Here is a 9,934-nt window from a genome sequence, read left to right as displayed (position 1 = left end):
GACGGACCGGGTAGACCGGACGGACTGGGTAGACCGGACGGACAGGATGGGCCGGACGGGATTGTCGGACGCTTCCAGCAGGGAGGAGGAGCGCTCGTGTGGGATGAGCAACGGTCCGATGACGACCGTGACATCGGCTGGGGTGACGATCAAGATCGGTTGGAGGAGGGCCTGGACACCGACATCGAGCGGTTGCGTGCCGAGTGTCCCCCGCACCACATCGAACGGGATGTCTGCTGAGGTGCGTGGGGACGGGGCCAAGATGTCGTTGCGCGCACGCCTGCTCGCGGCGCGCGCCGGTCGGATCACCGGTACAGATCAATCCGTCGTTACAGGGACGACCGGGGCGGACAGCGCCGCAACAGCGGCCAGGCGGGTCCTCGACCTCCCGGAGGTCGCGGCGGCGCGCTGGGTCGCGGCCTATGCGAGCCTGCCCGGCGAGCCCGAGACCGGCCGCCTCCTCGGGCAGCTCCGGGAACGAGGAGTGCGGGTGCTGCTGCCGTCCATGCGACCCGATCTTGATCTGGATTTCCGGGAGTACACGGGTTCGTTGATCGCCGGCGCGTTCGGTACCCGTGAGCCGCCTCTCGGCGCGGCTGTCTTCGATCTCGGCCGGGCGGACGCGATCGTCGTCCCGGCGCTGGCGGCCGACGTCCATGGTGGCCGGCTCGGTCGTGGCGGGGGCTCCTACGACCGAGCATTGCGGCGGGCGAGACCGGACACCCTGATCGTGGCGATAGTGCACGACAACGAGTTGGTTGATCGTGTTCCTACTGAGGCGCATGACGTCGGCGTCCATGTCGTCGTCACACCGAGAGCCACGGTGCGCTGCGGCACGGTCGACCGTGCGCAGGATCCGTACTCACGGTGATGTCATGGGCGCCTGTGCTGCTGCCCGCGCCTCTCTGGAGGACCAAAGGCGGCGTGATCATGTTTTCGTGCTCGGGCTCCGGAAGTCGGTTGGGGAGGTCCGGGAAGCCCGGCTCCCCGGGTCATTGGCAGGTCTCACCGCGCTCTTGGGACGTGTAGGGTGCGTCTCGGGTTAGAGTTAGCAGTCGTCGAAGTCGAGTGCTAACTCCGGGGAGGAGTCCGTGCCGCGCTACGAGTACCGCTGCACCGCGTGCGATCGTGACCTCGAGGTTGTGCAGAATTTCAATGACGCGGCGCTGACCGAGTGCCCCACCTGCAACGGCAAACTGCGCCGGGTGTTCAGTTCGGTCGGGGTCGTGTTCAAGGGCTCCGGTTTCTACAAGACTGACAGCCGGTCCGGTGGCAGCAGTGGCGCCCGGGACCGGATGAAGGACAAGGTCGGCAAGGATGCCGGCGCCGATACGTCCGGCAAGGAGACGGTGGGGGCCGGTGCCTCTGCCGCCGGCAGCTCGGCGGACGGGTCGTCGAGCCCGGCTGGTCCGTCGACCTCCACAAGCCCGGCGTCATCGGCATCCTCCACCGGATCGTCCACGTCGTCGGGTGGTTCGGGCACGGCTGTGGCCTGATCCGGCTGTTGTATCGCGCGTCTTCGGTCACGGCCTGATATCCACAGGCCGTGACGGTGGACGTTGCTGTGTCGCCGGTTGTCCACAACGTGCGGTCGAGCGATGACGCCGGTTCGCCGGGCAGCTAACGTGATCTTCGTTCTGTTTGACGAGGATCACGGAGGTCATGATGTCGCTCGTCGGACACAGGGCGGCCCGCTTCGGGTACGCACGTGCCTGGCGGATTGCGGTCGGCGCACGACGTCGGGTGCTGGCGGCGGTCCTCGCCGCTACGGCCGTGGTCTTCGCCGTTGTGGCGGTACGCCCTGCGCGGCCGCCGTCCCCGGCATCGGTGGTGGTCGCGGCGGTTGATCTGGCCGGCGGGGTCACCATGGCACCGGGCGACGTCCGGATGGTGTCATTGCCGGTGAACGTTGTGCCGGCCGGTGCCGCACGGAGCCCGCAGGATGCGGTTGGGCGTACTCTGGCGGCCCCGGTCCGGCAAGGCGAGCCGATCACCGATGCCCGGATCCTCGGCCCAGGGCTGATCACGCAGAGACAGGCGGCGGCAGGCCTGGTGGCTACGCCGGTCCGTATCACGGACGCCGGATCGGTCCTGTTCCTGCGCGTTGGTGACCACGTGAACGTGCTTGCGGCTTCCACCGACATCAACGGCACGTCAGCACCACAGCCGCGGGAGGGGACAACGTCCACGGATCGCGCCGAGTCCTCCGGTGACACGTCGGGGATGTCGATGGCGGGTGTTCCTCGAGCGAGGGTCGTTGCTCCTGACGTCGTCGTTCTCGCGGTTGCGCGAGCCGGGGAAACCGCGGAACGCGCTGTCAGCACGGAAGAAGGTGCGCTGGTCATCGTTGCCGCGACCGCTGGGGTAGCCACAGCACTCGCCGGTGCGGCAGTGCATGCGAGGCTGTCGGTGACCGTTCTGGGAGGAACGTCCACATCCGATACGTCGTGATCAGATCTGCGCGGACGCCGGACCTGTACGGACGTCGATGCCCACCTGCTCGGTCATTTGATTACGTTCTGTGTTGCACTGGATCGCTATCGTCGTGCTGCCCGTATCTGATCGGCGCGTTCCGGGCGGTCGCGGCACCAGCTACGTGGCCCTTCTCGACAGGTTCGCGACCCGCGCACTGTTTGCAGGCGTCTTTCGTGTTGCAGGTTCCCACCGTTTTCGTGTTGCAGGTTCCCACCGTCGTGATCAGTCGCTGACATCGACGGCTAGTCACGGTAAGAAGTCGAGACAAAACGGAAAGTTTCAACCCGGTGTGCGAGGTCTGGGCCGTGCGTGCTTGTATCGGGCTTGTCGGCCCGAGCAGATTTTGGCCGACCCCGGCACAGGATCGTTTATGGCGACTGATCCGTGCCGGTGGCAACCGGGCCGCGACGAGGCAGCCCAGACATACACGGGGAGGAAACGACGATGGGCGTCTCCATCGACGATGGTGCCTGTGGCGCGTGGCAGAGCGTGCCCGACGAGGTCATCGGCCGGTTCGACGGCCTCCCGGGTGCGGCGTACGAGGTACCGGACGAGGTCACATGCGCGCTGGAGAGCGGTCATCCCGACAAGCACATGGCCGTTCTCCAGGGCTGGGGCAATCAGGAAGCGTGGCTGGTCTGGAGCACACCCGCGACGGTCACCGCACCCGGATGCCGGACCGAGGGCCTGACCTGCCTACTTTCGGCGGGACATGTCGGCCGGCATCATGTGATCATGACGGACGTGGTGGAGGACGAAGGCCCCTACTGGTGCAACAGCCGCGCAGACCTTGAAATGCAACGTGCGCATACCTGATTGGCAGCCGCTCGACTGGCATCCACTCGGGCAGCCGTCCTCAGTCGTGGTCGACAGCCGTGTGCGCGCCATCTGTACTGAAGACCAGTACGACGTCGGTGTCGCTGGCGAAGTCGACGAGGCGGGCGTGGGCTGGCAGCTCACCGAGCAGCCAAGAAAGATCGGACACGGTGCTTCCTTCGCAGATTGTGACAGCATGCTCGTGCGACGCGGTGTTGTTCGGACGCGTGTGTGACAGGTTGGTGTTCGGCACACGCACCTGGTCGCCGGGCTCGCAAGCTGTGAGCGCGGCGTTGGTGAGGGCCTCGGCAAGGTGATGGGCCTCCTCCGGAGCCAGGTTGGCGGCGCAGACGCCGTCCGGCAGTGACGGTCGGATACGGAGCAGGATCATGGCTGGCTCCGTGCCTGTACCCGGTTGGACGCCGATGCTGACCTGAGCGCCGTCGACCCGGCTGACAAGGGTCGACGTCCGGCCATTCCTTGATCGAAGTTGTGCTGTTGTGTTGTTCATACAGTAAGCGTCGTTGCCGGAATCCGTCCGTTCCATCCCGTTAGACGGGGAGTTTTACAGGTTTGCCCGTATCCGGCCCGGCCCGGCGCGAAAGAAGCATAGCCGCGCTTCCTTTGGCCCTCCACGCGGCTGGGCCGGCCACGGTTGTTCGCAATGAGGCAGTGTGGGTGTTCGCTGTTCGGGGTAGGGCCGGGGTTGTCACGTCCGACGAGGGCGGGCAGTGACGTGGGGGTGCACCGGCCAGCTCCCGCGCCGCTGGGGACGTCCGGTCGGTCCGGGAGCCATGTACCCCAGCGTTCGCGTCGAGGTGACCGGCCGGCAGGCCGTGGTCGTCCGTCCCGTCGGCGACGTCGACTACTCTTCGCTGGAACCTCTGCGCGAAGCGCTGCTGGATGCGCGGATTGCCGGGGTCAGGGACATTATTGTGGATCTTGGCGAGGTCGGCTTTCTGGACTCGCAGGGTCTCGCTGTGATCCTTTTTGCGCACCAGCGCCAGCGTTCCCTCGGGGGTCGCCTCATTCTTCGCAACCCGAGCGAGGATGTTACTCGGCTACTACGTGTTACGAATGTCGCCCACATCATCGATGTCGAGAGCGCGAGCGGTCAGAGCGGCCCCACCTTCCCGCGCGGCGGGGAACAGGTTTCCCGGAGCTCCCCGGCGCGCGGATAGGATCGCGGACACGCACCCGGGCACACACCGGAGATCGCTTCGGCGATCGGATCTTTGCGCAGACCTTTGCGCGGATTCTTGCGTCAGGATTCCCCGTGGGCGGGGTGACTACCGCATCTGTCGGCTCCTGGCCCTGCCCGGCAACGCCGGAAGTCACCCGTGCGGACCTCGGCGAGCCGAGGGGAGGCTCGTATCGCCGGGCGATCGGGTCGCGGCGACGCGGGCGTACCCGGAGCGGCTGGTCGTACCCGGTACGACGACGTCCACGTGAACGGTCCTCGACCCCGGATGTGTTCTGATCGGCGTTCGTTTCACGTCTACTTCCATTCATCTTTCGTTCATACGGGATCGCTTCGATTCTCGCCGGCACCCCAGTCCGGGGGCGGACAGACCGGCGCCATTGCGCTGAAGACGAAGGGTCGCTTTGTGAACATAGGGAAGCGTCAGGTTGCAGTCGTGGGCCTTGCGATGTCGGCGGTGCTGGGGGTGGCCGCCTGCGGTTCCGACAACGACGAGGTGACGACGCCGGGAGCGCCGGGCGGCACCACGTCCGCGATTTCGTGCGCGACAGGGTCGATCACCGCGTCGGGCTCCTCGGCGCAGAAGAACGCGATAGACGAGTGGGTCAAGAAGTACCAGCAGGCATGTGCCGGCTCGTCGATCAACTACCAGTCGGTCGGCTCCTCCGCGGGCAGGCAGGCGTTCATCGACGGTCAGACGGCGTTCGCCGGCTCGGACTCGTCGATCAAGGATGACCAGGCGACCAACGCGGCCAAGCGTTGCACCGGCGGCCAGCTCGTCGACCTGCCCATGGTCGCCGGGCCGGTTGCGGTGATCTACAACCTCGCCGGGGTGAAGGAGCTGCAGCTCAGTGCCCCGACGCTGGCGAAGATCTACTCTGGTGCAATCACCAAGTGGAACGACCCCACGATTGCGGCTGACAACCCCGGGGCGTCCCTGCCGGACACGGCGATCTCCTCGGCGCACCGTTCCGACGGTTCGGGTACCACGGACAACTTCACCAAGTACCTTGCGGGTGCCGCCAAGAGCGACTGGACATACGGGTCCGGCTCTGATTGGAAGGCCCCGGGCGGCCAGGGTTCCAAGGGCAGCGACGGGGTGACCCAGACCGTCAAGTCGACCCCCGGTTCCATCGGTTATGTGGAGCTGTCCTACGCGGAGAACGCCGCTCTGTCGACAGCGAAGATCAAGAACGGTGCTGGTGAGTACGTGGCGGTCAGCACGGATGCCGCATCCAAGGGTCTGAGCACGGCCAAGATCGCCGAGGGTAGCGATCTGAAGCTGACCTTCGACTATGCCGCGACGACATCCGGCGCATACCCGATCTACCTGGTCGCCTATGAGATCACCTGCACCAAGGGGCTGCCCGCGGACCAGGCGGCGCTGGTGAAGTCGTTCCTGACCTACACCTCCTCCAAGGACGGTCAGGCCGCCATCGCAGGCCTCGGCTACTCTCCGCTGCCGACCGAGCTCCAGAGCAGGGTGAGCTCGGTCGTGGCGACAATTTCATGATCCCGGCATGGCGCTCCGGTAGCCACGGATTCTGACCGGACGATCAACCGGTGTGCCCGCCCGCCGCGAGGTGGGCGGGCACACCGCCTGACACCACCTGTTGAGAGGCATGATGAGCAATGAGCCGGACGGCCTGCGGAAGGGCTCGTCGAGAAACGATGCTCCCGTGGCTACGGCGGAGCCCGCCAGTAGCAGTGACAGCGCGCGGGTCAGCCCTGCGGACGCCTTCTTCAAGAATCTGACCCGGTCGGCCGGTCTGGGCCTCCTCGTGCTCATTGCCGCGATCGCGGCCTTCCTGGTGCTGGAGGCGACGAACGCGCTCAGCGCCAACACCGGCAACTTCCTGACGACCACGGAGTGGTTCCCGAACAGCTCGCCGCCATTCTTCGGGGTCGCGGCCCTGCTGTTCGGCACGCTGCTCACAGCCGTTATAGCAATGGTCATCGCTGTGCCGGTGGCAGTCGGAATCGCGCTGTTCATCACGGTGTATGCTCCACGCCGCCTTGCTACTCCGCTGGCGTTCATCGTGGACCTGCTCGCCGCCGTCCCCAGCGTCATCTTCGGGTTGTGGGGTCTGATCGTTCTTGTCCCACGGATGGAGGGTATCCAGAAGTTCCTCACCGAGTACTTCGGTTGGATCCCCCTCTTCGCCACCCAGAACAGCGTCGTCGGCCGCTCGGTCTTCGTTGCCTCTGTCGTCCTGGCAATCATGATCCTGCCCATTGTGGCCGCGATTTCCCGCGAGGTCTTCCTCCAGGTGCCAATCGCGCACAAGGAGGCGGCGCTCGCTCTCGGCGCGACCCGTTGGGAAATGATCCGGACAGCGGTGATCCCGTACGGCAAGCCGGGGATTATCAGCGCGTCAATGCTGGGACTCGGCCGAGCGATGGGTGAGACGATTGCGGTCGCCTTGGTGCTGCCCGCCTCCTTCGGAATTTCCTGGAAAATCCTGTCGCCGGCCGGTAACACCATCGCCGCGAACGTGGCAAACGGCTTCGCCGAGGCCAACACCGTCGGCCGCGGGGCTCTCATCGCCTCCGGTCTCGTCCTGTTCATCGTCACCATGATTGTCAACATGATCGCCCGTGCTGTCATCGCCCGTCGGCGCGAGTTCTCGGGCGCCGCCGCATGAGTACAACGACTGTTACACCGACTGCTACACCCGGCGGTCCGAGCCTGATCGGCCAGCGGTTGCCGAAGGCCGCGCTCCCCGCGATCGGTGTCGGCGCCGTCGTCGCCACCATCCTGCTGTACGTTGTGGCGCCGATAGAGAGCAAGATTCAGTTCGTGCTGATTTCCGGGGCCCTTTATCTGATCGGCCAGACATCAGCGTCGATCATGGTCGAAGGTTCCCGGCGGGCTGCGGACCGACTTGTCACCACACTGGTTTATCTCGCTTTTCTCCTCGCGGTCATCCCGCTGGTCGCGGTACTGGCGAGCGTGATCGCCAAGGGTGCGGAACGTGTCGACATCAGCTTCCTGAACCACTCCATGCGGAACGTCGGAGCGCGGGACGCCGGTGGCGGCATCTACCACGCCCTGATCGGGACCCTGGAGCAGATTGCTCTGGCCAGCCTCTTCGCGGTCCCGTTCGGCCTGCTGGTCGCGATCTATCTGGTCGAGTACGGCCGCGGCCGGATCAGCCGGACCATCAGTTTCTTCGTCGACGTGCTGACCGGCCTGCCCTCGGTCATCGCCGGTCTGTTCATCCTGGCGTTCTATATTCTCGCGCTCGGGCAGAAGCCCTCCGGCTTCGCCGGCGCGCTCGCCCTGACGATCCTGATGATTCCCATCGTCGTGCGCTCCGCCGAGGAGATGCTCAAACTCGTCCCGGACGAGCTTCGCGAGGCCAGCTACGCGCTCGGTGTCAGCCGCTGGCGGACGATCCTCAAGATTGTGGTGCCGACCGCGCTGCCGGGAATCGTGACCGGTGTGATGCTCGCGGTGGCCAGGGTCGCCGGTGAGACCGCACCCCTGCTGCTCACCATCTTCGGGACCGACTCCATCAACTTCAACCCGTTCTCCGGGCCGCAGTCGGCTCTGCCGCTGTACATCTACTCGCAGGCCGGTCAGCCGCAACAGGCCGCCGTTGACCGGGCCTGGGCCGCCGCGCTGACACTCATCGTTCTCGTGATGCTGCTGAACGCGGTTGCGCGGCTGGTTGCCAGGCTGGCCCGGGTCCGATGATGTCCTCGTCGCTCGGAGCGTGTTTGAGAATCGTCATTCTCGAACACGCTCTCACACTTTCCAGGCCCTTCGTTCCCGCCGCGTCGTCCACCGAACAACCGAAGCACCAGAAGCCGAGGTAACTCATGGCCACCCGTATTGACGTCTCCGGGCTGACCGCCTACTACGGGAAGTTCAAAGCCGTCTCCGATCTCCACTTCAGTATCGAGCCGAAGAGCGTCACCGCGTTCATCGGGCCGTCCGGCTGCGGCAAGTCCACGGTGCTGCGGACGCTCAACCGCATGCACGAGGTGCTGCCCGGAGCCCGGGTCGAGGGCCGGGTTCTCCTCGATGGCGAGGACCTTTACGGACCGGGGGTCGACCCGGTGAACGTGCGCCGGGCCGTCGGGATGGTCTTCCAGCGTCCGAACCCCTTCCCGACGATGTCCATCTACGAGAACGTCGTCGCCGGCCTGAAGCTCAACGGTGCCCGCAAGAAGTCGCTGCTCGACGAACGGGTCGAGCAGTCGCTGCGCGGCGCGAACCTGTGGGAGGAGGTCAAGGACCGGCTCGGCCGGCCCGGGGCGGGCCTGTCCGGCGGCCAGCAGCAGAGACTGTGCATTGCGCGGGCCATCGCCGTCGAACCGCAGGTGCTGCTCATGGACGAGCCGTGCTCCGCCCTTGACCCGATCTCCACCCTGGCGATCGAAGACCTGATCGCCAAGCTCAAGTCGAGCTACACGATCGTCATAGTGACCCACAACATGCAGCAGGCTGCCCGGGTCAGCGACACCACGGCGTTCTTCACCCTGGACAAGACCGGTGATCCCGGCCGGATGGTGGAGATGGACAAGACCGAGAAGATCTTCTCCAATCCCACGGAAAAGCGTACGGAAGAGTACATCACCGGACGCTTCGGCTGAGCCGGCCCTCTCTTGACTCCAAGCCAACCTGGACCCATCGCGATCACCCGGATGCGCCTTGTGCAGCCATCTGATGACGAGCCGGTCGCTCCGGAGCAGCGCCGCTCCAGGGACGAGTTCGCCCCACCCGACCCCCTGCGTCCACCACTGTCATCACCATCGAGCCTGCCACCATCATCGGGCCTGCCGCCGTCACCGCTGAGCCCGACACTGTTGGTTGCCGACGCCGTCGCGGACACCGAGTTGCTCTCCGCTCTCGCCGACCAGGGCGTGGGGGTCAGCGTCGCGGTCGACGGTGCCCGGGCGCTGCTGGAAATCGGTCGTCTCGCGCCGGCGGTAGTGCTGATCTCCGCCCGGCTACCGATCGTGGATGGCGTGACGGTTGTACGGACCATCCGCACCCGTGATGACATGCCGATACTGCTCGGGGTCGGCCCGCAGGACCGGCGTCAGGCCGCGGCGGGGTTGGCGGCCGGAGCGAGTGCCTGTGTTGCCAAGCCGTACCGGGTCAACGAGGTACTGGCCCTGGTACGGTCCGTGCGGGGAGCCGATACGGAGCGTGCGGAGCACGCAGTACTACGGGCCGGAGCGATCACCCTGAACCTTGCCGCCTACGAAGTACGGGTGGACGGCATCCCGGTGCGGTTGCCACCACAGGAGTTCAGGCTCCTGCGGATCCTGCTGGAGCGGGCTGGATCCGTGGTCACCCACCAGACGCTGCTCGAGTGCGTCTGGGGTACGACCAGTCACGAGACGAACACGCTCGCCGTGCACATCCGCCGTCTGCGCGGCCGCCTGGGGGACACGGGGGAGCCGGGGAAACCTCGGCTGATCGAAAGC

At 66.0% G+C, this 9,934-nt stretch carries 12 protein-coding genes; 11 read left to right on the top strand and 1 reads right to left on the bottom strand.

Annotated elements, in window-relative coordinates:
• The 5 genes from DD1DGNOD_RS28395 to DD1DGNOD_RS24025 all read left to right on the top strand — a co-directional run.
• The coding region (locus DD1DGNOD_RS28395; RefSeq protein ID WP_206443398.1) for a hypothetical protein at positions 1-240 on the top strand (240 nt) is incomplete at its 5' end.
• Positions 230-871, top strand: coding sequence for a 5-formyltetrahydrofolate cyclo-ligase (locus DD1DGNOD_RS24040; protein WP_241255950.1), 642 nt, complete (start codon positions 230-232; stop codon positions 869-871). The genes DD1DGNOD_RS28395 and DD1DGNOD_RS24040, both read left to right, overlap by 11 nt.
• A gap of 220 nt (positions 872-1,091) precedes the next feature.
• Positions 1,092-1,496 carry an FmdB family zinc ribbon protein gene (locus DD1DGNOD_RS24035; protein ID WP_131768629.1) on the top strand — a complete coding sequence of 135 codons (405 nt, stop codon included), beginning with the start codon at positions 1,092-1,094 and terminating at the stop codon, positions 1,494-1,496.
• Positions 1,497-1,662: 166 nt separating this feature from the next.
• Complete coding sequence (locus DD1DGNOD_RS24030; RefSeq protein ID WP_131771085.1) at positions 1,663-2,451, top strand: SAF domain-containing protein; 789 nt, start codon at positions 1,663-1,665, stop codon at positions 2,449-2,451.
• Between the two features lie 468 nt (positions 2,452-2,919).
• On the top strand, positions 2,920-3,291 hold the full coding sequence (locus tag DD1DGNOD_RS24025) for a hypothetical protein (protein ID WP_131768628.1): 372 nt from the start codon (positions 2,920-2,922) through the stop codon (positions 3,289-3,291).
• A 40-nt stretch (positions 3,292-3,331) separates the two neighbouring features.
• Here DD1DGNOD_RS24025 and DD1DGNOD_RS24020 read toward each other — a convergent pair whose 3' ends face one another.
• The gene (locus DD1DGNOD_RS24020; RefSeq protein ID WP_165035247.1) at positions 3,332-3,682 is read right to left on the bottom strand and encodes a hypothetical protein; all 351 of its coding nucleotides are present in this window, start codon (positions 3,680-3,682) and stop codon (positions 3,332-3,334) included.
• A gap of 403 nt (positions 3,683-4,085) precedes the next feature.
• Here DD1DGNOD_RS24020 and DD1DGNOD_RS24015 point away from each other — a divergent pair, with 403 nt between their 5' ends.
• From DD1DGNOD_RS24015 to DD1DGNOD_RS23990, 6 genes are all read left to right on the top strand, one after another.
• Positions 4,086-4,472, top strand: coding sequence for an STAS domain-containing protein (locus tag DD1DGNOD_RS24015; protein WP_131768626.1), 387 nt, complete (start codon positions 4,086-4,088; stop codon positions 4,470-4,472).
• 426 nt (positions 4,473-4,898) lie between these two features.
• A complete protein-coding gene (pstS, locus tag DD1DGNOD_RS24010) occupies positions 4,899-6,005 on the top strand; it encodes a phosphate ABC transporter substrate-binding protein PstS (protein ID WP_131768625.1) in 1,107 nt (368 codons plus the stop codon).
• Between the two features lie 112 nt (positions 6,006-6,117).
• The gene (pstC, locus tag DD1DGNOD_RS24005; protein WP_131768624.1) at positions 6,118-7,137 is read left to right on the top strand and encodes a phosphate ABC transporter permease subunit PstC; all 1,020 of its coding nucleotides are present in this window, start codon (positions 6,118-6,120) and stop codon (positions 7,135-7,137) included.
• On the top strand, positions 7,134-8,192 hold the full coding sequence (gene pstA / locus DD1DGNOD_RS24000) for a phosphate ABC transporter permease PstA (RefSeq protein ID WP_131771084.1): 1,059 nt from the start codon (positions 7,134-7,136) through the stop codon (positions 8,190-8,192). The genes pstC and pstA overlap by 4 nt, the downstream gene beginning before the upstream one ends.
• Before the next feature lie 125 nt (positions 8,193-8,317).
• On the top strand, positions 8,318-9,094 hold the full coding sequence (pstB, locus tag DD1DGNOD_RS23995) for a phosphate ABC transporter ATP-binding protein PstB (protein WP_131771083.1): 777 nt from the start codon (positions 8,318-8,320) through the stop codon (positions 9,092-9,094).
• A 60-nt stretch (positions 9,095-9,154) separates the two neighbouring features.
• Positions 9,155-9,934: response regulator transcription factor (locus DD1DGNOD_RS23990; protein WP_346434375.1), on the top strand; the 780-nt coding region annotated here is incomplete at its 3' end.

The sequence above is a fragment of the Candidatus Protofrankia californiensis genome (assembly GCF_900634765.1).
In the GTDB taxonomy this organism is placed as follows: domain Bacteria; phylum Actinomycetota; class Actinomycetes; order Frankiales; family Frankiaceae; genus Protofrankia; species Protofrankia californiensis.
This window is presented reverse-complemented; position numbering and strand designations above follow the sequence as displayed.